20 protein-coding genes and 1 pseudogene are annotated in these 23664 nt (G+C 62.1%); 7 read left to right on the top strand and 14 right to left on the bottom strand.

Translation table 11 applies throughout. The features are described 5' to 3' along the window. Positions 1–153 precede the first annotated feature (153 nt). The 4 genes from PQR67_RS28990 to PQR67_RS29005 form a co-directional block, all read right to left on the bottom strand. A complete protein-coding gene (locus PQR67_RS28990; protein ID WP_408466274.1) occupies positions 154–471 on the bottom strand; it encodes a DUF4148 domain-containing protein in 318 nt (105 codons plus the stop codon). Positions 472–654: 183 nt separating this feature from the next. Beyond that, positions 655–1518, bottom strand: a complete 864-nt coding sequence (locus tag PQR67_RS28995; RefSeq protein WP_408466275.1) for an ABC transporter permease — start codon at positions 1516–1518, stop codon at positions 655–657. A gap of 16 nt (positions 1519–1534) precedes the next feature. Further along, complete coding sequence (locus PQR67_RS29000; RefSeq protein ID WP_408466276.1) at positions 1535–2329, bottom strand: ABC transporter ATP-binding protein; 795 nt, start codon at positions 2327–2329, stop codon at positions 1535–1537. Between the two features lie 53 nt (positions 2330–2382). Beyond that, positions 2383–3402 (bottom strand): ABC transporter substrate-binding protein, encoded by a 1020-nt coding sequence (locus PQR67_RS29005; protein ID WP_408466277.1) that lies wholly within the window; start codon positions 3400–3402, stop codon positions 2383–2385. Between the two features lie 296 nt (positions 3403–3698). Here PQR67_RS29005 and PQR67_RS29010 point away from each other — a divergent pair, with 296 nt between their 5' ends. From PQR67_RS29010 to PQR67_RS29035, 6 genes are all read left to right on the top strand, one after another. Continuing rightward, positions 3699–4376: a response regulator gene (locus tag PQR67_RS29010; protein WP_120342417.1), complete on the top strand. Its 678-nt coding sequence runs from the start codon at positions 3699–3701 to the stop codon at positions 4374–4376. Further along, positions 4366–5760 carry a sensor histidine kinase gene (locus PQR67_RS29015; RefSeq protein ID WP_408466278.1) on the top strand — a complete coding sequence of 465 codons (1395 nt, stop codon included), beginning with the start codon at positions 4366–4368 and terminating at the stop codon, positions 5758–5760. Before PQR67_RS29010 ends, PQR67_RS29015 begins: the two co-directional genes overlap by 11 nt. A gap of 181 nt (positions 5761–5941) precedes the next feature. After that, entirely contained in the window at positions 5942–7324 is a 1383-nt protein-coding gene (locus PQR67_RS29020) for a sensor histidine kinase (protein WP_408466279.1), read from the top strand. A 25-nt stretch (positions 7325–7349) separates the two neighbouring features. Further along, positions 7350–8045, top strand: a complete 696-nt coding sequence (locus PQR67_RS29025) for a response regulator (RefSeq protein ID WP_408466280.1) — start codon at positions 7350–7352, stop codon at positions 8043–8045. 241 nt (positions 8046–8286) lie between these two features. Continuing rightward, the gene (locus PQR67_RS29030; protein ID WP_408466281.1) at positions 8287–9042 is read left to right on the top strand and encodes a COG4705 family protein; all 756 of its coding nucleotides are present in this window, start codon (positions 8287–8289) and stop codon (positions 9040–9042) included. A gap of 83 nt (positions 9043–9125) precedes the next feature. Then, on the top strand, positions 9126–9545 hold the full coding sequence (locus tag PQR67_RS29035; protein ID WP_408466282.1) for a histidine kinase: 420 nt from the start codon (positions 9126–9128) through the stop codon (positions 9543–9545). 103 nt (positions 9546–9648) lie between these two features. On the opposite strand, the gene PQR67_RS29040 is transcribed toward PQR67_RS29035, so the two are convergent. Next, positions 9649–9927 (bottom strand): transposase, encoded by a 279-nt coding sequence (locus tag PQR67_RS29040; RefSeq protein WP_408466283.1) that lies wholly within the window; start codon positions 9925–9927, stop codon positions 9649–9651. A gap of 434 nt (positions 9928–10361) precedes the next feature. Between PQR67_RS29040 and PQR67_RS29045 the strand changes: the two genes are divergently transcribed. Further along, positions 10362–11240 carry an EAL domain-containing protein gene (locus PQR67_RS29045; RefSeq protein ID WP_408466284.1) on the top strand — a complete coding sequence of 293 codons (879 nt, stop codon included), beginning with the start codon at positions 10362–10364 and terminating at the stop codon, positions 11238–11240. Between the two features lie 207 nt (positions 11241–11447). Here PQR67_RS29045 and PQR67_RS29050 read toward each other — a convergent pair whose 3' ends face one another. From PQR67_RS29050 to PQR67_RS29090, 9 genes and pseudogenes are all read right to left on the bottom strand, one after another. After that, entirely contained in the window at positions 11448–12716 is a 1269-nt protein-coding gene (locus PQR67_RS29050) for an isoprenylcysteine carboxylmethyltransferase family protein (RefSeq protein WP_408466285.1), read from the bottom strand. An 88-nt stretch (positions 12717–12804) separates the two neighbouring features. Then, positions 12805–14385, bottom strand: a pseudogene (locus PQR67_RS29055) (collagen-like triple helix repeat-containing protein); the annotation flags it as partial. 656 nt (positions 14386–15041) lie between these two features. Then, complete coding sequence (locus PQR67_RS29060; protein ID WP_408466296.1) at positions 15042–16202, bottom strand: iron-containing alcohol dehydrogenase; 1161 nt, start codon at positions 16200–16202, stop codon at positions 15042–15044. Beyond that, the gene (locus PQR67_RS29065; RefSeq protein ID WP_408466287.1) at positions 16202–16510 is read right to left on the bottom strand and encodes a putative quinol monooxygenase; all 309 of its coding nucleotides are present in this window, start codon (positions 16508–16510) and stop codon (positions 16202–16204) included. Before PQR67_RS29065 ends, PQR67_RS29060 begins: the two co-directional genes overlap by 1 nt. 25 nt (positions 16511–16535) lie before the next feature. Beyond that, the gene (locus PQR67_RS29070; protein ID WP_408466288.1) at positions 16536–17111 is read right to left on the bottom strand and encodes a glycerol-3-phosphate responsive antiterminator; all 576 of its coding nucleotides are present in this window, start codon (positions 17109–17111) and stop codon (positions 16536–16538) included. 4 nt (positions 17112–17115) lie between these two features. Next, entirely contained in the window at positions 17116–18693 is a 1578-nt protein-coding gene (locus PQR67_RS29075; RefSeq protein ID WP_408466289.1) for an FAD-binding oxidoreductase, read from the bottom strand. After that, positions 18690–20369 carry a glycerol-3-phosphate dehydrogenase/oxidase gene (locus tag PQR67_RS29080; protein WP_408466290.1) on the bottom strand — a complete coding sequence of 560 codons (1680 nt, stop codon included), beginning with the start codon at positions 20367–20369 and terminating at the stop codon, positions 18690–18692. Before PQR67_RS29080 ends, PQR67_RS29075 begins: the two co-directional genes overlap by 4 nt. Positions 20370–20374: 5 nt before the next feature. Further along, positions 20375–21910, bottom strand: a complete 1536-nt coding sequence (locus PQR67_RS29085; protein ID WP_408466291.1) for an FGGY family carbohydrate kinase — start codon at positions 21908–21910, stop codon at positions 20375–20377. After that, positions 21907–23370 carry an MFS transporter gene (locus PQR67_RS29090; protein WP_408466292.1) on the bottom strand — a complete coding sequence of 488 codons (1464 nt, stop codon included), beginning with the start codon at positions 23368–23370 and terminating at the stop codon, positions 21907–21909. The genes PQR67_RS29085 and PQR67_RS29090 overlap by 4 nt, the downstream gene beginning before the upstream one ends. Positions 23371–23664 lie beyond the last annotated feature (294 nt).

Here is a 23664-nt window from a genome sequence, read left to right on the forward strand (position 1 = left end):
GCGATCGGAGAAATTCGGTCGCGGGCCAGTTCGTTTGAATCAGGGCGCGCAGTTGTTCTGCGCGCCTGGCGGCCGGGAGGGCAAGGAGTCTGACATCGGCGGTTTATTCCGCTGGACAGCCTGGTTCTAGCCTGGTTGCGGCTTAGTTACAGCTTAGTTGCCGAAGTAAATCGACTTCGGGCCGTTCGCCGGAACCGGATGGCCCGACTGCGACGAGCCACTCACCACGCCGCCGAAACTGCTTTCCGCGGATTGCGCGGTACCGTTTTGCGCGACGACACGGTTTTGCGCAGCCTGAATGTCAGCCGGGTAGTACGGGTCGGCGCGGCCCGGCTGGTAGCCGGCCTTTTCGAGTTGTATCAGTTCGGCACGCACCTGGGCGCGGGTCACGGGCTGGTTGGACTGCGCAAACGAGGCAACAGGAGCGGCCAGCACAGCGGCGATAACAACGGCTTGAATGAGCGATTTCATGATGAACTACCTCCAGTTCGGTCTTTGTCTTGCTACGAGCGTTCTTGTTCGTAGTCCGTGATTGCATTGTAGTTTTGCGATCTGGCCGGAGTAATCGTCAATTCAGCTAATGTTTGTTGCGAATTTTGCAATAAAAAAGGGCGCCACTGGCGCCCTTATTCCTCACACGACCCCGCGGTCAGATCAAACCGCGGCAGGCCGCCACTTCAACAGCCGATGTTCGAGCGCGGTCAACAGGTAGTCCGCAGCCAGTGCGACCACCGCCAGCACGATCATTGCCGCGAACACGCCGGCTGCGTTAAACGCACCTTGCGCCGTTGAGATCAGCAGGCCGATACCTTGCTTCGAGCCGAGGAACTCGCCCACCACCGCACCCACCAGGGCAAAGCCGAAGCTCACGTGCAGGCTGGCAAGAATCCAGCTCAACGCCGACGGAATCACCACCGAGGTCGTCACCTGACGGCGCGACGCACCCAGAATCTGCGCATTCGCGATCATGTAGCGGTCCGCTTCACGCACGCCCTGAAACGCGTTGGCGAACACGACGAAGAACACCATCACCACCGCCAGCGCCACCTTCGACGCCATGCCAAGACCGAGCGCAATCACGAACACCGAGCCGAGCACCACGCGCGGAATCGAGTTGGCGATCTTGATGTAGAGGCTAAACACGTCGGAGAGCAGTTTGTTGCGGCCGAGCACGATGCCGCAGAACACGCCCGCCACCGAACCGATAATGAAGCCGAGGCCGGTTTCTTCAAGCGTGACCCACACCTGTGTCAGGAGCGGTCCTTGCGACGTGCCGTTCACGAACCAGTCGACGATCTGATCGAAAATCGCGCTCGGCATCGAGAAGAAGAACGGGTCGATCCACTTCAGGCGCGCGGACAGTTCCCACCCGCCGAGCACCACCACCAGCACGACAACGCGTAACGTGATCACCAGCGCCTGGCGTTGGCGAATGCGTTTTTGCGCGACACGCTCGACCTGCGCGAGCGTCACGGGATCGATACCCGAAGGCATGACTTGTTGAGGGGTTGTAGACATATTTGCCGTTCCTTGATTAACCGATCTGTACTTCTTCGCGCAGGTCATGCCAGATGTCGCGCGAGATTTCGATGAAACGCGGTTCGTAGCGAATCTCCGACGTGACGCGCGGACGCGGCAGATCGATCTCGTACACTTTCTTCAGCGTCGCCGGGCGCGCCGTCAGCACGAACACGCGGTCGGCGAGCGCAATCGCTTCTTCCAGGTCGTGCGTGACGAACACCACCGAGCCGGCGCCGCCCCACAGTTGCAGCAGTTCGTCCTGCATCAGCGTGCGCGTTTGCATGTCGAGCGCCGAGAAGGGCTCGTCCATCAGCAGGATTTCCGGCTTGTTGATGAAGGTTTGCGCGAGCGCCACGCGCTTTCTCATGCCGCCGGACAGTTGATGCGGATAGTGTTTGCCGAACTTGTCGAGGCCCACGCGGCGCAGCCATTCGTTGGCTTCGTCGTACGCGGCGGATTTCGAGCGGCCGCGATACAGCGGGCCGGCTGCCACGTTATCGAGCACCGAGCGCCACGGAAATACCGCATCGGCTTGAAACACGAAGCCGATGCGCGGATCGATGCCGTCCACCGGCGCGCCCATCACGCGCACTTCGCCGGTGGTCGGCTTGAGCAAGCCGGTGATCAGGCTGAGCGTGGTCGACTTGCCGCAACCCGTCGGGCCGACCACGGCGACGAATTCGCCGCGCGCCACCGACATGCTGAAGTCGCGCAATGCGACGGTCGCCTTGCCGTCCGGAGAAATGAAACGGCACGATACGTTGCGCATTTCGATGGCGGGCGTATCGCGTGACATGGGTTGATTCATCTGCTGGTGCCTCGCAGTTATCTTGATGTTGAAAGGGCGTGACGTCGCGGGCGTTACTTCGCCGCGGTCTTGACCGGCACCGACACGTAGTCGTTGCTGTAGGTCTTGGCGAGGTCGATATGCTTGCCCTTCACCGAGGGATTGAATGCCGACAGCACCTTCAGGACCGTGTCAGGACCGTCGGCGGGCATCTTGCCGTCCTTCGTGAACATCGGCAGCGACGCCTTCAGCGCGCCGACGTACAGGTCCTTGTTGTTGCCGTAGTAGTCCTTCGGCATCTTCGCGGCGATCTCTTCCGCGCTATGCGTCGCGATGAAGTTCAGCGTTTTCGCGAACGCATGCGCGAGTTTCGCGGCGTCGTCCTTGTGCGACTCGGCCCATGCCCGCTGCACATAGAAGCTCGACGCCGGATACGTGCCGCCGAGCGCGGCGCGCGTGCCTTCCAGCGTGCGCATATCGACCAGCACCTTGGCGTCGCCGGTCTTCAGCAACTGCGAGACGGTCGGCTCCGTGGTCATGCCCGCGTCGATGCGGTTCTGCTTGATGGCGGCGATAAAGCTGTTGTCCGCGCCGACCGGCAGCAGCGTGTATTGCGTGGACGGCACGCCCGCGCGTTGCGCGAGGTATTGCGTGAGGAAGCTGGTTGACGAGCCGAGGCCGGTCACGCCGAGCGTCTTGCCCTTTACATCGGCCATGCTCTGGAGCGTTTCGGAGGCCTTGGTGGAGACCATTTCCACTTCACCCGGTACCTGACCGAAAATCACCAGCGCCTGAACTTCCTTGCCCTTGCTCTGCAGATCGATGGTGTGATCGTAGAAACCCACCACGCCTTGCACCGCGCCTGCGAGCAATTCGTTTTCCGCATCCACGCCGGCCGGTTGCGAGAGGATTTCGACGTCGAGGCCTTCGTCCTTGAAGTAGCCGAGCTGCTCCGTGAGCTTGGCCGGCAGATAGATGATCTTGGTGGCGCCGCCGACCATGATCGTCAGCTTCTCGGCATGAGCCGCGGCCGAAGCGGCGGCAAGGGTGAACGCAACACCTGACACAGCGGCAATCTGGCGCAAGGTACGCATGAAGCAGTCTCCTTAGGTTTGGTCGCCGCGATCTGCGGATGCGGCGCTTTCTGGATGAATGACGGCGATTATAGAAATTGGAAACCTTCTGGCAGCTTTCGGGGCTGGGGGCAAATTATGGGTGTTAACCCGAGAATTTGCCGCAACCCTCCCGCTACCCTCAGGCAAACCCCATGACGTGCGCCACGAAATGCGGAAGCCGCGCGCAAAGCCCTTGTTTTACGGCACAATCGGCCTCCTGACTTTTGCCGCGCATTGAGCTACCCAACTGAGTTACCCAATTCGCCGTTCCCGCCATGAAGCTGCTGCTTATCGAAGACAACCCGACCCTTGCGCACTGGCTCGCGAAGATGCTGGAGCAGGAGGCGTTCGCGCTCGACGCCGTGCAGGATGGCGACGCCGCCGACCGTTTGCTGCGCACCAATCACTACGACGTGATCCTGCTCGATCTGAATCTGCCGAAGCTGTCGGGCAAAAACGTGCTGCGCCGTCTGCGTCAGCGTGGTGACGCCACGCCGGTGCTGATCCTGACCGCGAGCGGTTCGATCGACGAAAAAGTGGAACTGCTCGGCGCGGGCGCGGACGACTACCTGGTCAAGCCATTCGAAGTGCGCGAGCTGATTGCGCGGATCAAGGTCGCGATCCGGCGTCAATCGCCGTCCAAAGCCAGCGAGGTGATCTGCGGCGATCTCACGTTCGACATCGACACGCGCCAGTTCACGCTGAAGGGCGCGCCGCTGAATGTCACACCGCGCGAGCGCTCGGTGCTCGAAACGCTGATCCTGCGGTTGGGCAAGACAGTGACCAAGCCGGCGCTGGTCGACGCGATCTTCACGCTCGCGGACGAGCCGAGCGAAGACGCGGTCGAAATCTATATCTCGCGGCTGCGCAAGAAGCTCGACGGCAGCTCCGCGGCGATCGTCACGCTGCGTGGGCTGGGTTATTTGCTGCGCAAGAAAGAAGATGACCAATAGCCTGCGCATGCGCCTGCTGTGGTGGCTGCTGGTGCCGCTCGCGTTGTATGTGTTCGTCACCGGCAAGGCGGAGTACGACAACGCGCGGCGCACGGCGGATCTGGTGCAGGACAACCAGCTGATCTCGTCGGCGCGGATGATTGCCGGCGAAGTGGAGTGGGTGGACGGTTTTCTGCGCGTGGACGTGCCGCCCGCCGCGCTTGAAGTATTCGTGTCGCCGTATCGCGATCAGGTGTTCTACAGCGTGCGGGTCGACAATGGCCGTTTGCTGGCCGGCACGCCGGATTTTCCGCGGCATGACGTGTTGCCGTCCGACCAGGCCGATCACTACGACGCCGAGTTTCATGGCCAACCCGTGCGCGCCGTTAGCCTCGTGCGTTTGATGTACGACAACGGCGCGACGCACCGGGTGCGGGTGACAGTGGGCAAGACGGTGCGCTCGCGCGACGCGATGGCGCAGCAATTGTGGCAGCCGCAACTCGTTCGGCAGATCGAAATGATCGTGCTGGCGGTCGCGCTGGTCTGCATCGGCCTCACCTTCGAGTTGCGGCCGCTAATGAAAGTCAAGGAAGAGGTGGCCGACCGCGACCCCATGCAGCTCGAACCGATTCGCGTCGAGCGCCTGCATACCGAGTTGCGGCCGATCGTCGAAGCGATCAATCAATGTATCGCCCGGCTCGGCGTGCAGGTGGCCGCACAGCGGCGTTTTATCGCCGACGCCGCGCACCAGTTGCGCACGCCGCTCACGCTGCTCGGCACGCAGTTGCAGTTCGCGCGTCAGCAAGACGGTCTGAATCCCGCGCTCGACGAAGCGCTCGCGGCGATGCATCGCAGTAACCGTTCGATGGTCGGGCTCACCAACAAGCTGCTGTTGCTGGCGCAGGCCGAGGCCGCCGATAACCGACAACTGGCCGTGGAAACGGTCGATCTGGTGCCGCTGGCCATGGAAGTGGTGGAAGACCTTGCGCTGCTCGCGCAGGCCCGGGACATCGATCTGGGCGCGGAGTTGAACGGCCCCGCACCGGTGGCGGGACATCGCGGCCTGCTTCAGGCGCTGATCGCGAATCTCGCGGAGAACGCAATTCGCTATACCGGCAATGGCGGTCACGTCACGGTGGCCGTCAACGCCGATGCGGACGCGGTTACCGTGTCGCTGCTGGACGATGGCCCCGGCATTCCGGCCGAGTCGCGCAGCCGTGTATTCGAACCGTTTTTTCGGGTGTCGACGGATACGGAAGGAACGGGGTTGGGTCTCGCCATCGTGCGCGAAATCGCGGACGCGCATCACGCGGAGATCGTGCTCAAGCCAGGAGAAGGTGGCAAAGGCGTGCATGTGAGCGTCTCGTTTCCGCGCGCGCTGGCCGCAGGGCCGCAGCCCGGTTAAGGTTAAATCAAGCGTGTCCGATCCGCGGGTTTGGGCGTGGTCGGGACAAACCCGCAATCGGTGCACGAAACGTGGGTGCGAAAGCTTCGGGAAGGATTCGCACCCCTGGAATTTTTGGCACGCGATCCATCAGGCGCCCGCCGCGAGGCGCGCCAGTTTCAGTAAAGAGGAACGACGAATCGTGTTTTCAGGCAGTTTGCGCGGACGCTTGCTGTGGTGGCTCCTGCTGCCACTGGCGGCGTTCGTTTCCATTTCCGGCTTGATTTCGTACCGCAACGCGCAGACCACGGCCGACCTGGTTCAGGACAACGCATTGTTATCGTCGATGCGCATCATAGGCGAGGACATCGATTGGGATAACGGCAGTGTTTCGATCCAGATTCCGCCGGCCGCGCTCGAGCTGTTCGAATCGCCGGAGCAGGACAGCGTGTTCTATCGCGTCGAAGCGAGCGGCCACCGCCTCATAGCCGGTAGTCCTGAGCTATCGGTGCCGCGTGGCGTGAGCGACCTCCCGATGCTCTACTACACCCATCTGGACGATGGCCGGCCCGTACGAGCGGCTGCTTACGTGCGGCAGCTCTACGACTCGGGCCGCACCGAGGCAGTCATCGTAGCGGTCGCGAAGACGGAAGGCTCGCGCGACGCCATGCTGTGGCGTCTGTTGCGTCCGCAACTGTTCGGCGAGGTACTCACGCTGGTGCTCGCCATGGTATTCGTCTACCTCGGTTTGACCTTCGAACTGCGGCCGTTGATGAAGGTGAAAGACGACGTCGCCGATCGCAACGCATCGCAGCTTGAACCGATACGCGTGGCGCGCCTGCATGTCGAACTAAGGCCTATCGTCGAAGCGATCAATCAGTGCATTGCGCGCATGGGCCAGCAGGCCGCGACTCAACGCCAGTTCATCTCCGACGCCGCGCATCAGTTGCGTACGCCGCTCGCGCTGCTGGTGGCGCAGATCCAGTTCGCGCGGCAACGTGAGAATCGCGACGTGCCGCTTGCCGAAGCACTGGCCGGCATGCATAAAAGCAGCCGCAAGCTGACCACCTTGACCAACAAACTGTTGCTGCTCGCTCAGGCAGAGTCGGCGGCACCGTCCAATACGCGCGAACGGGTCGATCTGAGCGCGTTGATCGCGGGCGTGCTGGAGGAGCTGATTGCATTCGCGCAGTCGCGTGAAATCGATCTGGGCGCCGAACTGGAAGACGGTTTATATGTGACCGGCGACGAGGCGTTGGCGGCGGCGCTCGTCACCAATCTTGTCGACAACGCGCTGCGCTATACGCAACCCGGTGGCCGCGTCACCGTGCACACTCAGCGCAGCCATGACAAGGCGATCGTGCGGGTGATCGACAATGGACCGGGTATCGAAGCCGAAGCGAGGGCGCGCGTGTTCGAACGTTTCTATCGCGCGTCGAGTCATGCCGACGGAACCGGCCTTGGCTTGCCGATCGTGCGCGAGATTGCTCACCGGCAAGGTGGCACAGTCACACTCGAGCCGGGAGAGGGCGGTGTCGGTCTGGTCGCGACCGTCGAGATGCGGCTATGGTCGGCAGTGGCTTGATACGCCGCCTAATGAGGAGACACTGATGAAACTGCTGCTCGTGGAAGACGACGCCGACCTCGCACGCTGGGTGATGAACCTGATGCAGGTCGAGAATTTCTCGATTGACTGGGCGCAGGACGGCGAGCGGGCGGAGACGCTGCTCGGCCTGCAGTGCTATGACGCCGTGCTGCTCGATCTGCGCTTGCCGGGCATGAGCGGCAAGGACGTGCTGGCGCGTCTGCGCCGCAAACGCGACAACGTGCCGGTGTTGATGCTCACCGCCAATGGCTCGACGGACGACAAGGTGGCCTGCTTCTCGGCCGGCGCCGACGACTATGTGGTCAAACCCTTCGACGCACGCGAGCTGGTGGCGCGCATCAAGGCGCTGATCCGCCGCCAGGCGGCCGGCGACAAGGGCCAGTCGATCGACTGCGGTGATCTACGCTATCTGTTCGATTCCCGTGAATTCGTGTTGCAGAACGAACCGTTTCCGTTGCGGCGGCGCGAACATGCGATTCTCGAAACGCTGATGCTCAAGCAGGGCAAGACGGTCTCGAAGACCACCCTGATGGACAAGGTCTTCGCACTCGACGACGAACCCAGCGCCGATGCCATCGATATCTACATTCACCGCCTGCGTAAACATCTTGCCGGCTCCAGCGCAAAGATCATGACCTTGCGCGGGCTCGGCTACATCCTGCGCGAAGAAGTGCCTCGCGAAGTTTTTGCCGAGGCATAGTAAAACCGTCGATCGTTATTTCGGCGCTTTGAATAGAACGATTGCGTCTTCCGTGTGAATGCCGGCTATGCCCACTACGCCGGCGATCTGATCGATGTCTCACATAAGGTTTCCATAAGCATCGGCATTGCATTATTCGTCGCGTTGAGCAGGCGCAAGCGCGCCTGCTTGAAACGCCGAATCAATGCTGACCGATGGGAGAACCGGCTTGCTAGAGACATCGAATTATCGTGTTGCCGAGATGAGCAACAAAGTGCCCGAGGCAACACTTGTCTTCTGGGCGATCAAGATCATGGCGACCACCGTTGGTGAAACGGGCGCGGACTATCTTGCCGTGCATGTGGGGCTCGGTACCGCGATCACCGGCGCGATGATGCTCACGTTGCTGATCGCCGCCCTCGCGGTTCAGCTCCGCATGCGCAAGTACGTGCCGTGGATTTATTGGTTGACTGTGGTGCTGGTGAGTGTGGTCGGCACGCAGATTACCGATGCACTGACCGACAAGCTCGGCGTCAGTCTTCATTTCAGCACGATCGCGTTTTCTCTCGCGTTGGCTGTGGTGTTCGCGCTCTGGTATCGCAGTGAGCGGACCTTGTCGATTCACACCATCTACACGACGCGACGGGAGCTTTTCTACTGGGCTGCCATATTGTTCACGTTCGCGCTGGGCACTGCCGCCGGCGATCTCGCGACCGAAGCCCTGGGGCTCGGCTTCATGTTCGGCGTTGTGATATTCGGGGCGCTGATTGCCTTGGTGAGCGTGGTCTATTACGTCGGCGGGAATCCGGTGCTGACTTTCTGGCTTGCCTACATTCTGACGCGACCCCTGGGCGCTTCATTTGGCGACCTGCTTTCGCAATCGCGAGCCTACGGCGGCTTTGGCCTCGGCACGATCAATACGAGTGTTCTATTCCTGAGCGCCATCGTCGCGCTGGTTATCTTCGCCAGTGCGCTCGAACAGCGGTCCGTGCGCGCGGTTGCAGCACGCGAACCTTGAGCGCGCTCCGCTCGACCAATCATATACGTCGTTCATTTTCAATTGTCTGTCGAATCAACCGACTCAAACGGAAGAGAATAATCATGAATCAACGCACCCTCAACAAAGCCATCATCGCTTCTTTTATCGCCATCTCCGCTATCAGCTTCGGGCATCGCGAGGGCGCCGGGATCGGCGTTTCATTGGCCGCGGCGGCAGAACCCGCCAAGGCGTCGAAACTCGGCGACCTGGCGCCATTCCGCAAGATCGCCGCTGATACCGCAATCCTCGTGGACAAAGGCAATCTCGCGGGCGGCAAGGCGCGCATCAAGGACCTGGAGCTTGCATGGGACGACGCTGAGCCTTCGTTGAAGCCGCGTGCCGCGGCTGACTGGCACATCGTCGACAAAGCGATCGACCGCACCCTAAGCGCGTTGCGCGCCAGCACGCCGAACGCCGCGGAATGCAGGCAGTCGCTCATCGATCTACTGGGCGTGATGGATCGAATGAACGGCAAGGGCTGATGTGCCGATACGGCGCCGGGCGCAGGTGTTCACAGAAGCGATCCGTGACACAGCAGATCGCTTCTGAATCGACAGGGCATGGAAAGTAGTGCGTGCTGCCAGATCAGCATGTTGACATCGCCCGATCACACAGCGGCAGGCGTTCATTCACCTGGTCTAGAACGCCTGTTTTCTTCCAGGTCATATACCGAAGATAACAAGTCTGCTGCGGTGGGAAAGTCCCAGGAAGCCTGTGCCATTTTTCTTTCGTTTGCAGCACCCAGAGTATCGCGTTGAGGATCTCGCGATCGCTGCGACGAGGACGTCCGCGACCGGGCGACGTCGTGGGAAAGAGATTCTGAACGCGCGCCCAATCGGCGTCGGTGAGAGGGATCTGAAGCATCGGCCGCCTAGAATGACTGTGTGAGGAATGCGCAGTCGTTGCATGCTGCGTTGGTGCCGATACTAGTAAATCTTTTTTTATCGGTCAAATTTTATTGCTGCGGTGCGAGAGTCGCAATTTTACCGATCGTTAATCGCATCTTATTCATGATGCATGTCGCGGTTTCTCAGTGCGAACAGGCACGCATGGGGTAATCGCCGCCTTCAATGTTCCGCGTGACGTAGCGTAACGTCGATGCGCAGCGCTACGTAACACGCGCACTCATACAAACGTTTGGCGATGGAAAACACGCCTCGGCAGATTCAATCTGTATCGACGTAAACCGTTGTCCCGTAGGGTTTATTGGTCATGCTTGCCGTTGGGTTGCGTAGTGAACGCCTCGCTTGGCACGACATGTGCATGCGTTAGCCGGGTTAAAAAATTGCGCCTCCGCCATGCTAACGCTCGACTACGAAAAACCCCTCTCGCTCGCAACGACGTTCGGCACGCGCAACGCTTGCGTTGAGCAGACCGATTGGGACGACTCGCACGACGATCCTGTGACGCTGAGCGAACTCGAAAGCCGCGTCCGCCAAGGTCTGCGCGCGGGCGAGTTTCATCTCGTGTTTCAAGGGGCCTATCGCGTGGCAGGCGGCGCGCTGGCGCGCCTCGAGGCGCAAGTGCGATGGACGCATCCCGACTATGGACTGCTGCTGCCCGGCATTTTCATGATGCCCCTCGAGCACCCGCAGGTCGCGCAGGAGATGGCCTTGTTCGTCATCGACGGCGTGTGTCGCGAGTTGCGCGACTGCCTCTCCTCGAAGATGGCGCTGTTGCCGGTCGCGATCACGGTACCGCCACAGGTGGCCGTGAGCGAATCGTTTGCCGGCGACCTCAGACGTATCGCGCGCTCATATGGCGTGCCGGCCAATCTGCTCGAAATCGACGTGCCCGATAGCGCGGATGCAGCACGTCTGTTGTCTTTGCGTACGCTGACAGCCGGACTACGGTCCGCGGGAGCCGCGATCTCGCTGGGCCGTTGGGGCAACGGCGCGTCGTCGCTCGCGCTACTCGGCGCACTCGACGTGGACACGGTCACGATCGCGCCCGAACTGATGGCAACGGTTCCGCGTGATCCGCGCGCCTCTGCGGTGATGTCGGCGTTGCTGGATCTGCTCCACACGCTCGATGTGCGGGTGGTGGTGAACGGCGTCGAGACCCAGGCACAACTGCAATGGTTGAGCGCATGGCCGCAAGCATTGGCGCAGGGCTTCCTGTTCTCGCGCCCGAAGGCCGGGCTGGCCACCATGCTGGAACCCGGCCGAGAATCCTGATCACGGCGCAGGACGTTACGTAACGTCCTGCGCGCAATTCCGCTGAGACGGGCATCTGTTGCTCACGGGGAATGAGCAGCGAAAGTTATCGTCTGCTTCCATCGGCAATCGGGCATCAACGGTAAAAAATACCACCATCACGCTTATTCATGTGAGGAATGGTGCGCTGCGGAAAATGCAACGCATCGCATTTGTAGAATAAACGTCTTATTTAAACGCGCGCGCGATTCTGGCGAACAAGCCGTTCTTCTCGATCCATTCTGCGTAAGCCCGATAGTCGGGATCGTTCATCAAATGCCGTTCCTCGGTTTTGGCGCGCATGAAATACAGCAGATTCACGGCCGTCAGCGCCGCGCAGTGCGTGAGCGCGACTTGCCAGCCCAACGGTTCGATGAACGGTACCGAGACCATCCAGAACGAGAGATTCTTCGTGATGTAGGCGGGGTGCTTGGTGAAGCGGTACGGTCCCGAGGTGATGATGCCGCGATTGGTCAGGTTCGAAAACCGCAAGCCGAACGCGATCGTGGAAAGCGCGTAGCAGAACACCAGGGCGATAATCGCGCTGCCCCAAACGATTCGGACTATGGGCACGGATATCAGCCAGTTGTCCCAGAACATCGCCCCCTGGTAGTGAATGTACTGGCCGGAGATCAGCGACCAGAACGGCTGATAACAGACCAGCGCAACCAGCCAGCCGAGCGTGGTGGGCTCCGCGCTGCGCACGTGGGTATCGAGAATGCGCAGCGTGCACAGATAGCCTACCGTGCCGAACATCAGGTCCATCGTGAAGGACAGGTCGTACATGAACCTGAACGTCGCAAGCGAAAACGGCGCGTTCATCGCGTTCGCAAGCGATGCGCCGATATGGTCCGCATCGGTGGAAAGATAGGTGATCATCAGCGGCAGGAAGAAGGCTTTCACCATCCACCCTGCCAGCATTTCACGCACGGGCTTCCAGTTGCCCGGGCGCTGCCCGAGAAATACGAGGCGGCCCCACAACATATAGGCGTCGTCGACTTCGCGCTGGCGTCTGTCCATCCAGGCAAAGTAAAACGGCGCGGCGACGATCAGATACGGTGCGAGCGTACTGATCAGGGACCAGAAGGGTTGATAGAACGTGCCGTGATACTCGGGCAACAGCCAGTAGAGCAGCCCGATGCCGACATACACTGAGGCCAGCGCGGCTAGACGCAAACCCACGCGCGCGATACTGAGTGGCCGAACCGCCTGGCCGGCAAGTCCAGCGCTCGGGCGCAAATACGCGCGCGCGACAAACAGTTCGTACAGGGCGATCGTTGCGATGATCGCGAGACATGCGGCGGTGCTGCGGGCCGCGCCGTCCAGCGCGGTATTGTCGCGCAGGAGCCAGAGCGTCGATAGCCCGATCGCGATGCCAAGCAGACCTACGGAAAACGGCGTCGCCGAACGCGGCCGCTGCTCTTCCACGTGTCCTACGTTATCCAGAGTGGAGTTCATGTCATCCTCGTATTCATGACATTGAGAGCGGCCGGGCTTTTGATTTTGTAAGTCCCGGCCGCTGTGCCGAGTTGCCGCTTACCGCGGCTTATTTAGCGGGTGCGCCGCCGAGCAGTCCGGTGACAAGATTCGTCACCGGCGCCAGCAGATTCGCGCTGCCCGTCGAACCGCTACCCGTACTGGCCGTGCCGCCGGTCAGGCCGCTCACGATACCCGTGACCGGCGCGAGCGGCGAGGTCTTGCCGGCTGCGCCGCCCAGTGTCGAAGTCAGCGTTGTGACCAGACCGGTGACAGGTGCGAGCGGCGAGCTTTGGCCTGCGGCGCCGCTCAGTGTCGAGGTCAGCGTTGTGACCAGGCCGGTGACCGGTGCGAGCGGACCGCCGGCGCTCGAGGTGCCGCCAAGCGAACCCAGACTGCCGAGCAGTCCGGTGACCGGTGCAAGCGGACCGCCGGTGCCGGACGTGCCGCCAAGCGAACCCAGGCCGCCGAGCAGTCCGGTGATTGGCGCGAGCGGGTTGCTGCTGCTGCCGGTCCCGCCGAGCGAACCGAGGTTGCCGATCAAGCCGGTCAGCGGCGGAATGCCGATGCCGCCGCTACCCGTTCCGCCCAGCCCGCCAAGTCCGCCGAGCGGGCCCAGCAGGCCGGCGATCGGCGCCAACGGATTGGTCGTCGCACCCGTCAGCAGCCCACCTGTGCTCGTGACCGTCTTGCCCAACTGGCTCACGATGCCGCCGACATCTTTGCCGATCTGATCGCCGGTCGCGCCCGACACTTTCTGACCGGCCGAATCGAGTCCGTTGCCGATGGTGCTCAGCAAGCCGTTGAGCGGCGCGCCAAGACCCGTGGTGTTGCCGATGGTCTGCGTCGTGTTCGAGACCACCAGCGTGATCGGATTGATGACCGTGCTCAGTTGTGTCTCGAGTTGCTGAACCGGCGCGCTGGTCAGTGCCGAGTTCAGTCCGGCGCCAACCTTGACGACACCGCTACCCACACCGCCGACAACCGCACCCAAGGTCGACGTGACGGGGGCGAGCGGCGCGAGCGGCCCGGTTCCGAGGCTCGTCACCACACCGCCGACGGCGGTAACGGCCGCGCCCGCATTGCTGACGAGACCCGATGCGGAGGTCAGGGTCGGGCCAAGCGGATTGGTCGAGCTGCCCAGCGTGCCGAGGCCTGCGGCCGTGCCGTTGCCGAGCACCTTGACGCCGTTGCCGAGATCGGTGAGTGCGGCGCCGAGATTCGAAGTCGTTGCGCCGTTGACGCCAGGGATCGAGGTACCGGTGATCTTGGACCCCGTATCGGCGACGGTCGTACCCACGGCAGTGATGAGGTTGCCGCCCTGGGTGACCACGTTGCCGATAGGAGTGGAGGAGGTGCCTGACGTACCGGAGCTGCTGGTTCCAGAGCTGCTTGTGCCGGAACTGCTTGTGCCGGAGCTGCTTGTGCCGGAGCTGCTTGTGCCGGAGCTGCTTGTGCCGGAGCTGCTTGTGCCGGAGCTGCTTGTGCCGGAGCTGCTTGTGCCGGAGCTGCTTGTGCCGGAGCTGCTGGTGCCGGAGCTGCTGGTGCCGGAACTGCTGGTGCCGGAACTGCTGGTGCCGGAACTGCTGGTGCCGGAACTGCTTGTGCCGGAGCTGCTTGTGCCAGAGCTGCTCGTGCCGGAACTGCTGGTGCCAGAGCTGCTGGTGCCTGAGCTGCTGGTACCCGAACTGCTGGTGCCTGAGCTGCTTGTACCGGAGCTGCTGGTGCCTGAGCTGCTCGTGCCAGAGCTGCTGGTGCCGGAGCTGCTGGTACCAGAGCTGCTGGTACCAGAGCTGCTGGTACCCGAACTGCTTGAGCCGGAGGTGCCGCCCGAGCTCGATCCAGAGGAACCGCCTGAGCTGGATCCCGAGGAGCCGCCCGAACTGCCGCCCGAGCTAGACCCCGACGTGCCCCCTAGTCCTCCGCCACCAAGCCCGGTGCCGGGGGAAGTAATGGTCGACCCACAACCATAGAGCGCGAGTAATGTTGATGTCGCGACAGCGATGACTGTCCGACCGGCGAATTTTTGCATGATGTCCCCGTAGAAAAACTATTGGTAAGGGGTATCACTGCAAATTACACGCCAAATGCGAGTTATCGCTTCATCTCCATGATTCAGCGCATATACGGTCGGGAAAGATAAAATATGAAGAATTTATCGCGGCAGAAACACGTTTTCAACCGACGCGCAGATACCGTGTTCCACATGCATGCTACGTAACGTGTCCCGTTTGCGTAACGACGCGGAGCCGCCGCCAAACACCACGCAGGGCGACTTCCGCCCTGACTGACGCTCCACGCCGACGATTAAAACGCGGCGGTGTAAATCGCCAACGCGTCGGCCTCGGTAACAGGCCGGGGGTTATTCACCAGAAGCCGCGTTTGCAACATTGCGTCGCTCGCCATCCGCTCGAGCCCGCCACGTTCGATGCCGACATCGCGCAACCGGGCCGGGATCGCGGTCGCGGCAATCATCTGCTCGATTCGCTCGATCAGCGCCAACGTTTTGCTCCCGGCGCTGCCGGTCAGCCCCGGCACGATAACGTCCGCGAGTTCCGCGTAAAGATGCGCCGCCGCCTGAGCGTTGAACCGTAACACGTGCGGCAGCACGAGCGCGTTCGAAAGACCGTGCGGGACGTGATAAATGCCCCCGATCGGATACGCTAGCGCATGCACCGCGGCCACCGGCGAATTGGCGAATGCCTGACCGGCGAACGCCGCGCCGAGCAACATCGCTTCGCGCGCCGCGCGATTCTGGCCGTTCTCGCAGGCGGGCAACAGATTGCGCGACAGCAGATCGAGCGCCTTCACCGCCAGCATGTCCGACACCGGGTTCTTCAAATGCGCGGACGTGTACGCTTCGATTGCGTGCACCATCGCGTCGACGCCGGTGGCTGCCGTTGCGGCAACCGGCAGCCCGAGCGTGAGTTCCGCGTCGAGAATGGCGAGATCAGCGACCAGTTGCGGCGCGACCACGCCCATCTTCTTCGCCTCGCCCACCGTCACGATCGACACGGCCGTGACTTCCGAGCCGGTGCCCGCGGTGGTCGGCATCTGTACGAGCGGCAAGCGCGATACTGTGATCTTGTTCACGCCGTACATCTCGCTGAGTGCCTGCTCCTGCTGCGGGGCCAGCACGGCGATCAGCTTGGCGACGTCCATCGACGAACCGCCGCCGAGCCCCAGCACGATCTCCGCGCCGGCCTCGCGTGCGCGCGAGGTCGCTTCGAGCACGATGTGCTCGGGCGGATCGGCGATCACGTCGTCGATCACGCTGGCGTTCCAGCCGTGCGCCGCGAGATCGGCGAGCGCCGGATTCAGCAGCCCGCTCTGGTGAAGAAAACCGTCCGTCACCACGCACAGGCGCGTGAGCGACGGAAATTGCGCGCGTAGCAAAGCGCCGAGACGGCGTGCCGCGCCGAATTCGACGACCATGGTCGGCACGGTTTGAAACCGGAACGCGTTTATCATGCTGCGTCTCCCGGCACCATATGGCTCGTGACTTCACGCCGCTCGAGCAGCGGAATGATCGTGCCGAAGCCGAGCCTTTGGAAGTGCGGCGTATCGCGATGCACGGCGAGGCCATCGGCTTCGCTGTATTGCTCCAGAATCACGAAGTGATCGGGATCGACCGGCGAGCGGAAGAATTCGTAGTAAAGGTTTTTGGGTTCCGAGCGGGTCGCCGCCGCGAGTTCCATGAGGGGCTGCACAATCGCGTCGCCGTTGCCGGGTTTGGCGAAAAAATGCGCGATCACCTGCAGGTAAGCATTAGCCATCGATGACTCCAACTAGATGGGACCTTCAACGTTCAGGATCCAGATTCCACAATTCGCTGTCGCTGGTGGAGACCGCGACAGCGCCTTTCTTCAACGCATCCAACACGTCGCCCTTGTTGCAGACGAAGCCCGAGGCGACGATCGGCGGCAAGGCCTTGCGGTCTTGCGCGGACAGATGCGAGAGCATGGGTGCGGGCATCAGTTGTACCAGATTCGGATCGCTTTGTTCCAGTGCCTTCACGCTGCGCGGCCAGGTCGAGCGGTCCGTCACGAACACTTTCTGCATCGTGACGAGACCGGCCCGATTGCCGCGCTGGATAGTCGCCACCCGGGTCGAGACGAGGCTGGTGACGCCGATGTCCGCCAGGTACTCCACACCGCCCTTGTCTTGCGAGAGCCCATCGCAGCTGTCGATATTGACGATGACATACTTGCCGGCTTTCGTCAGGGCCGCGACCACCGGGTGCAGTTTGCGCAATTCGACATTCGCGACGATCGAGATTTCAGCGGCGCTTTTCAGAAAGATGTCGATCTGCTCGATGCCGAACAGCGTCGCAATGACCGGGTGGCGTGTGAGGCGCGCCCCAAGTGACTTATCCATGTGATTACTGCTTCGCGTCTTGAGCTTGCTCGTCAGTCAGGCCAAGCTTGCCGGGATTGAGAATGTTCTTCGGGTCGAGCGTGCGCTTGACTGCCTGCAGAACCGGGAATGCGCTACCGAGCGATTCGCTCATATACGGCGCGCGCAACAGGCCGACGCCGTGGTGGTGGCTTAGCGCTGCATTGTATTTGATGAGCACCGCGTTGGCGGCGTCCCATGCCGCGCGATACCACTTCGCGCGATGCTCGACTTCGACTTCGCCGCGCAACGAGAAGTACAGGCACGCGCCGTCCACATACGCATGCGACTGGTGCGCTGAACCGGCCAGCGTGCCGGGCACCGCGTTGATGGCGGCCACTACGTCGGTATAGATGCCCGGCAGGTCTTTCCACGGACCGATCATTTCCAGCGTATCGGCCACGAAGCCCGGGCTGCGCTTGAAACCCTCCGCGCTCTTGCCAGTGAGGTAACGCGTGTCGAGCCACTTCTCGAAGATGACTGTGTCGTCCAGTTGTTCGCCCAGTTGCTGGCAGACGCGTTCGCTGATCGTCAGCACGGCTTCGACCATTTCGCGCGGACCTTCGTCGGCGATCAGGAGTACATTCGATTCCGGCAGCCCGAATTGCACGCCGCTTTCGAGTTCGTCATAGAGACGCAGGGCGGCCGGATTCGCGCCTTGCTGCATGATCTGGCGGCAGGCTTCGAGGCCGATCGCGAAGGTCGTGAAGCCATAGGCAATCGCGCGGCCGTAATCCGGCAGGCGATGCAGCTTCAGACGCACGCGCACGATCACGCCGAGCGTGCCTTCGGAGCCGATGAAAAGCTGCTGCAGATCGGGGCCGACGGCCGCGCGCGAGTAACCGCCCACGCTGATCAGGCTGCCGTCGGCGAGCACCACGTCCATGCCGAACACCATGTCTTCGATCTTGCCGTAGCGCGTCGAGAGTTGACCCGCGCCTCGGCAGGCCACCCATCCGCCGACCGTGCTGATCGCATATGACGACGGCCAATGGCCCATCGTCATCCCGTAGTCGCGTTGAATGGTTTCCTCGAAAATGTCGCCGAACATGCCGGCTTCGACTTCGACGATCTGGCTCTCGCGGTCGAAGCCAACGAGGCGATTCAGTTCGCACACGTCCAGCACGATGCCGCCGCGCACGGGTAGCGCCGCGCCGGTCACGTTGCTGCGCCCCGCCGACACGGTTACCGGAAGCGAAGCGGCATGGGCGATACGCATGACCGCCTGAATCTGCTCGACCGTCGAGACGCGCACGATGACCGCGTGCGGCGTGGCCGGTTTGCCGGCGGTTTCCGTCACCATCGAGGCGGCCCACCAGTCGCGCGTCCATGCGACGACGTCAGATGCAAGCGTCAGTACCTGATCGGCGACTTCGCGCAGTGCGCCGATGTGCTGCTCGCCGACCTTGACCGGATCGCGTTGCAGACCGGCTTCACCCGCGGTGTCCTTGATCGCGTCACTGCGCGTGTCCTTGAGCGTGGCGGCGTAAGCCGGCGGAGTATGCGCGCCGACGATATAGTTGCCACGGTTATAGCCACGCTTGATTGCTTCCTTGCTGATCATTCGGTTTCTCCCATAAGAACAGACTTTTCGTGTGCGACGGCGGCGACGTAGTCGCTCACCTGCTTTGCGACGAGCGCATCGGACAAGCCGAGCTCCGTCTGTAAAATTTCGCCCACGCGCGCGGCGGCGCGTGCCGATGCATCTCGCGCCATCAGGCGCGCGCGGATGCGGCGCGACAGCACGTCGTCCACGGTGCTGGCGAGTTCGTGTCTGACGGCGTAGAGCACTTCCGCCTCGGTGTACGGCAGGTCCTCGACAATCGGCTTCAGCAAGCTCGAATCGCGCTCGAGAATGTCGGTGACGAAACGTGCTTCCGTGCCGTAGCGTTCACCCAGTTGCGCGGACAAGCCGCCCGACGCGACGATCGCTTGCGCGTCGTAGCCCGCCGCACCGAGCAGATACGCCGACTTCGTACGGCATTTCGCGCGTTTGCCGATGACCTTCTGCGCGGCGTCGATGGTCTGTTCGGCCATGTGCCGCGAGGTCGTGAGCTTGCCGCCGACGATCGTGACGAGTCCGTCTGGCGCGGTGTGAATCTCGTGATTGCGCTTCATTTCCAGCGTCTTTCCGCCGGGCGGCCCGACCAGCGGCCGGCAACCGGCGATGCTGCCCACTACGTCTTCGGCTTGCAGATCGGTCTTCAATGCGGAGCGCGCGCCTTCGATCAGGAAGTCGAGTTCCTGGCGGGTGCAGCAGACGTCGTCGAGATCGCCGCGATAGTCTTCGTCAGTGGTGCCGAGATAGGACACGTTGCCCCAGCGGGTGATCGTCGCGCGTCGGCTGCGGCCCGGCACGGGGATCGTCACCGTGCAGTCGTTGCGAATCTTCAGCCACGGAATCGCGACGTGAACCCCCTTCGCGGGACGGATTTGCAAGGCAGCCGGATCGTCTTTCTTGCGGCCGTCCCAGTCGCGCAACCAGACGCCGGTGGCCATCACCACTACGCCGCCGCGCACGCGAACTTCGCGCTCGTCCGCATGCACGATCACGCCGTCGACGCTGCCGTGTCCGTCGCGCGTAATCTCGACCACCTTGGCGTGATTGACGACGGCCGCGCCGTGAAACGCCGCGGTGCGCGCGAGATTCAACGTGAGGCGCGCATCGTCCACGCGCGCGTCGAAATACATGAAGCCGCCGGTGAGATTCTCTTCGTTGAAGGTGGGGCAGTGCGACAGCACTTCCGCCTTGCTGAGCTTCTGATGCAGGATGCCTTCGCGCCAGCCGCCCGCGATGTCATAGGTCCACAGAAGACTCTCGAATGCTTTGGCGAGGCGCTTGTCGAACACGCCGTCCTTCTCCATGACGGGAAACAGGAACGGCAGACGTTGCACCAGATGCCGTGCGTTTTTGCGCAGACGCTGCCGTTCCAGCAACGAGTGACGCACCAGACCAAGATTGCCTTGCTCGATATAACGCAGGCCGCCGTGCACCATCTTCGATGACTTAGACGAGGTGCCCGAGGCGAAATCGCTCTTTTCCAGCAGAGCCACGCGATAGCCGCGCAAGCTTGCGTCGAGCGCCGCGTAGGCGCCGGTTACGCCGCCGCCCACAATCACGATGTCGAAGGTTTCTCTGCCGAGGCGGTCGAGCTGCTCGCCGCGCACCATGCGCAGGGGCTCGGTACCGGTCATCTCGGCGCGTTCTTTCGAGGCCTTTCTGGATGGAATAAACAACATGTGTATCAGTCCCCACAACCATTATCAAAGGCACTCGCATGGGCGAGTTCGGCCTCGACCCTTGCCTGCCACGAGGCGCGCCGCTTCGCGCTCGCACCTGAATCCCCTGACGGTTCGAACACCGCGTCGGTGACGGCGGTGGCGCGCGCCTGCTGCAACGAATCCCACAGCAGGCCGGACGAACCCGCGAGAAACGCGGCGCCACGCAGGCTCGCGCGATCGCTTTCATGCATGCGCCGCACCGGCATGCCGCTCAGATCGGCCTGAATCTGCAACAGGATGTCGCTGCTCGACAGGCCGCCGCCGACCACGAGTTCGGAGGCTTCGACGTCCGCGATTGCCTGGTTTGCGTCGATGCACAACGCGACCGAGTGCGCGATGCCTTCGAGAATCGCGTAGGCGATTTCGGCTTGCGTCGTGGCGATGGAAATACCGCAGAGCGACGCACGAGCGTTGGGCTGCAATTGCGGCACGCGCAAACCGGTCAAGGCGGGCAGGAAGGTCACGCCGCGCGCCGAGTTCACCGTCGCGGCAAGGGCGCTGATTTGCGCGGGATTGTCGAACCAGTGCAATTTCTCGCAGATCCAGTTCAGCGCCGAGCCGGTGGTCGCGACGAAGGTTTCGAGCGAATAGTGCGAGACGTTGTGCTGGCGCCGTGCGGTCATGGTCAACGTGCCGTCGTGCGAAGTCCCCGTGACGGGCGGGACCTGCGTGCCCACCAGCAGATCGACGAAGCTGCCGGTGCCGTGCACGCACATCGATTGGCCGCGATCGAGGCAGCCGAGCCCCACGGCGCCCGCAAGCTGATCTCCGGAGCAGGCGAGGATCGGCACGTCGATGCCGAGCAGCTCGGCGCGAGTGCGGCCAAATGCATCGGCATCCTGACGAAGTTCCGGAAGGAGCGCCTGCGGGAAACCCAGCGCGTCGATCCAGTCGAGACAATAGCGGTGCTCGGCAAGCAGGTATGCGCTCGCCGAGGTCGCGTTGGTCGGCGTCGTCACGCACACGCGTTCATTCGACAGATGCCAGAGCAGCCATGTGTCGATCGTGCCGAACGCGAGGCGGCGCTCGCGCTGCGCGAGGATCACGGAGGGCGTGTTCTGCAGGTGATGGGCTGCCCACAGATAAGGCGAGCGCACGCCGGCAGGGCGTCCCACGCGCTCTATCAGGGTGCTGTCCCACTTCGCGGCCAACTGGTCCAGTTCGCCTGCGTGGCGCGTGTCCTGCCAGACCATCGCGGGCACCAGCGCGCGGCCGGTGTGGGTGTCCCACAGCACGGCGGTGGCGCGTTGCGTGGCAACGGCCAAGGCGACCACGTTCAACTGTTCGCTGGCCGCGCGTGCCAACGTTGCGCGGCATACGGCGATGGTTTTCTCGAGGATGACGTTCGCGTCCTGCTCGACGACACCTGGCCGCGGGCTGTCGACACTGAGCGGCTGGTAGGCCAGACAGGAGACCTGCCCGTCAGCGTCGACGACTGCAGCGCGCGTGCCGGACGTCCCCTCGTCGATCGCGAGAATAACGTTTCGATTGCTGATCATTGCTGGGATTTCTCGATTACCGGGGTCATGAATACGGATGCGTCCTTGCCATCGCCTTTGAATTGCGGCGCATTGGGTTCGTTGTCAGGGGTGATAGCGGTGCGCGTCGGGTCCCACTTGATGACAAAGCAGATCACGCTCGCCACCAGCGGCACGATGGCCAGGATCAGGAAGGTCTTGTCGAGACCGTAGTGCTCACGGAACAGCGGAAACACCAGCAGGCCCAGCGCGGCGCCGATCGAACCCAATGCGCCGATTACGCCGTTGGCGCCGGCGCGAATCTCACTGCGAAACGACAGCGAAGACAGACTCTTACCGTTCGCGCCTGGTCCCGAAGAGTGAAACAGAATGAACAGCGAAGGCACGATGACCGCGAGCCACAGCGGCATTTTCGAGCCGAACAGGCCGAGCACCAGCAGCATCGCGAACACCGCGGCGAAGCCGAATGCGGATGCACGCCGCAAGCCGAATCGCTTGCCGATGACCGGCGACATGAAACCGCCGAAGATACCGAACACGTTGAAAAGCAATGCGCCGAGCGTGGCGTAGACGAAATCCTTGCCGAACAGGGCCGCGCTGATCAACGGCAGATACCAGCCAATCGCGAAGTACTGAATCGACTGGCCGACCTGAACGGTGGCGGCAAGCAGGGTGCGTGGCAGATAGATGCCGCGAAAGATCAATGCGACGTTGGCGAGCCCGCGCGTGGCCTGATTCAGCACGGGCACGCGTTCTTCGACGGGCGCGGCGCAGAAGGGACGCCCGTAGATACGGCTCATCGCCGTGGCGGCTTCCACGAGACGTTCCTTGCGCGCCAGCCAGATTGGACTCTCGACCAGAAACACCCGTTGCAGCACGAGGATCGCGGCGCCGAACAAGGCCGTTGCAGCCACCGAATAACGCCAGATCGAATCACCCACGTGCCACGATTGGAAGAGCAGCGCGAGCAGCAGGTTGGAGCAGACAGCGGTGTACCACATGCCCTGCCAGGCATTCAGGCGGCTCTTCAGCTTGACGGGCGTGAATTCGGCGAGCATCGCCATGGCAATCGCGAAGTCGATTCCGTATGCCATGCCGACAAAGAAACGGCCGGCCAGAATGACTTCGAAGCCCGGTGCGAATACGACCAGCACGGCGCCGATCACCGCGAGCAATTTGGCCAGAACCAAAGGACGGATACGCCCCCAGCGATCGGCCATCCAGCCGCCGATCGGGTTAAACGCGATGGCGACCCAGGAAGCAAACGACGTCATGAGCGCGATTTGAGGCGCGCCGAGATGGAGATCTCGCGTCATGGGCCCGAGGCCCGCGCTCAAAGCGGAATTGGAGAATGCGTCTAGAAACAGGCCGCCGAGTGCGAGCCACCAGATGACGCCGGCTCTACCGGGAATGCCTGAACATGAATCGATGAATGAAATGACATCGTCAATGCCACGAATCTTAATCGCGATCGTTTGCACAATCGGTCTCCTTTAGTTTTTCTGTAAGAGGCCGGTGCTGTTCGCGGAGCAAATCGCGAGTGCGTATTCGGATGCGTTCCGTTTACGCGCAAGAGACCATCTTACAGATAGTCTCTTATCTAGATCTGCAGGCAGACTTTATGATGCGGTGGGGAAAGTGTCAAGGGTTGTGATGGGGGAATTGTTTGTTGGTCTTTTTTTTTTGTTCTTGGTTTCTTCGTTGGTCTTTCGTTGTTTTTTTAGTGGTCTGTTTTGTTTGTGTGTCTGCGGTGTTGGTCTTTCCTTGCTGTGTTA

The organism is Paraburkholderia fungorum, from assembly GCF_046026025.1.
GTDB lineage: Bacteria > Pseudomonadota > Gammaproteobacteria > Burkholderiales > Burkholderiaceae > Paraburkholderia > Paraburkholderia fungorum_E.

What these genes read in the sequence shown, in the direction of transcription:
- PQR67_RS29065 (WP_408466287.1), bottom strand. Translation starts at nt 16,510, where the DNA reads ATGGCTAATGCTTACCTGCAGGTGATCGCGCATTTTTTCGCCAAACCC.
- PQR67_RS29040 (WP_408466283.1), bottom strand. Translation starts at nt 9,927, where the DNA reads ATGCTTCAGATCCCTCTCACCGACGCCGATTGGGCGCGCGTTCAGAAT.
- PQR67_RS29080 (WP_408466290.1), bottom strand. Translation starts at nt 20,369, where the DNA reads ATGTTGTTTATTCCATCCAGAAAGGCCTCGAAAGAACGCGCCGAGATG.
- PQR67_RS28995 (WP_408466275.1), bottom strand. Translation starts at nt 1,518, where the DNA reads ATGTCTACAACCCCTCAACAAGTCATGCCTTCGGGTATCGATCCCGTG.
- PQR67_RS29050 (WP_408466285.1), bottom strand. Translation starts at nt 12,716, where the DNA reads ATGAACTCCACTCTGGATAACGTAGGACACGTGGAAGAGCAGCGGCCG.
- PQR67_RS29085 (WP_408466291.1), bottom strand. Translation starts at nt 21,910, where the DNA reads ATGATCAGCAATCGAAACGTTATTCTCGCGATCGACGAGGGGACGTCC.
- PQR67_RS29070 (WP_408466288.1), bottom strand. Translation starts at nt 17,111, where the DNA reads ATGGATAAGTCACTTGGGGCGCGCCTCACACGCCACCCGGTCATTGCG.
- PQR67_RS29000 (WP_408466276.1), bottom strand. Translation starts at nt 2,329, where the DNA reads ATGAATCAACCCATGTCACGCGATACGCCCGCCATCGAAATGCGCAAC.
- PQR67_RS29025 (WP_408466280.1), top strand. Translation starts at nt 7,350, where the DNA reads ATGAAACTGCTGCTCGTGGAAGACGACGCCGACCTCGCACGCTGGGTG.
- PQR67_RS29015 (WP_408466278.1), top strand. Translation starts at nt 4,366, where the DNA reads ATGACCAATAGCCTGCGCATGCGCCTGCTGTGGTGGCTGCTGGTGCCG.
- PQR67_RS29005 (WP_408466277.1), bottom strand. Translation starts at nt 3,402, where the DNA reads ATGCGTACCTTGCGCCAGATTGCCGCTGTGTCAGGTGTTGCGTTCACC.
- PQR67_RS29010 (WP_120342417.1), top strand. Translation starts at nt 3,699, where the DNA reads ATGAAGCTGCTGCTTATCGAAGACAACCCGACCCTTGCGCACTGGCTC.
- PQR67_RS29030 (WP_408466281.1), top strand. Translation starts at nt 8,287, where the DNA reads ATGAGCAACAAAGTGCCCGAGGCAACACTTGTCTTCTGGGCGATCAAG.
- PQR67_RS28990 (WP_408466274.1), bottom strand. Translation starts at nt 471, where the DNA reads ATGAAATCGCTCATTCAAGCCGTTGTTATCGCCGCTGTGCTGGCCGCT.
- PQR67_RS29045 (WP_408466284.1), top strand. Translation starts at nt 10,362, where the DNA reads ATGCTAACGCTCGACTACGAAAAACCCCTCTCGCTCGCAACGACGTTC.
- PQR67_RS29035 (WP_408466282.1), top strand. Translation starts at nt 9,126, where the DNA reads ATGAATCAACGCACCCTCAACAAAGCCATCATCGCTTCTTTTATCGCC.
- PQR67_RS29075 (WP_408466289.1), bottom strand. Translation starts at nt 18,693, where the DNA reads ATGATCAGCAAGGAAGCAATCAAGCGTGGCTATAACCGTGGCAACTAT.